This is a genomic window from Kitasatospora sp. MBT66, assembly GCF_000710405.2.
Taxonomy (GTDB): Bacteria; Actinomycetota; Actinomycetes; order Streptomycetales; family Streptomycetaceae; genus Kitasatospora; species Kitasatospora purpeofusca.
This window is the reverse complement of the sequence record NZ_JAIY01000006.1, coordinates 985405-985826: the sequence shown is the minus strand read 5'-3', so window position 1 is coordinate 985826 and position 422 is coordinate 985405. Positions and strand designations below refer to the sequence as shown.

Annotated in this window: 1 pseudogene; it reads right to left on the bottom strand. The window is 80.6% G+C overall.

Annotated elements, in window-relative coordinates:
- Positions 1 to 422: pseudogene (locus tag BI06_RS50835) on the bottom strand (hypothetical protein); the annotation flags it as partial.

The following is a 422-nucleotide window of genomic DNA, read 5'->3' as shown; positions in this document are numbered from 1 at the left end:
CGGCCGGCCCGGTCGAGCATCTCCTCGGCGCTCTTGGCGGCCTTGGCCAGGTGGGCGGCGGCCTCCGCGGCACCGGCCGCCCGGCCGGCCTCCTCGGCCTCGCCGCGCAGCCGCTCGGCGGCGCTCTCGGCCTGGGCCCGCAGTTCCGTGACGTCCCGCTCGGCCTGCGCCCGCATCTCGGCGATCGCGGCCTCGGCCTCGGAGCGCAGCTGGCCGGCCACCGACTCGGCGGTGGCGCGCAGCCGCTCGCTCTCCTCGGCGGCGGCGGCCTTGGCGGCGTCCGCCTCGGCCTTCCTGGTGGCGGCCTGGGCGCGGATCGCCTCGGCCTCCTTGGTGGCCTGGGCGACCATCCGGGCGACCTCGGCGCGGGCGGTCTGCGAGCGCTGCTCGCTGGCGGCCTCGCCGTCGGCGACCCGCCGCTC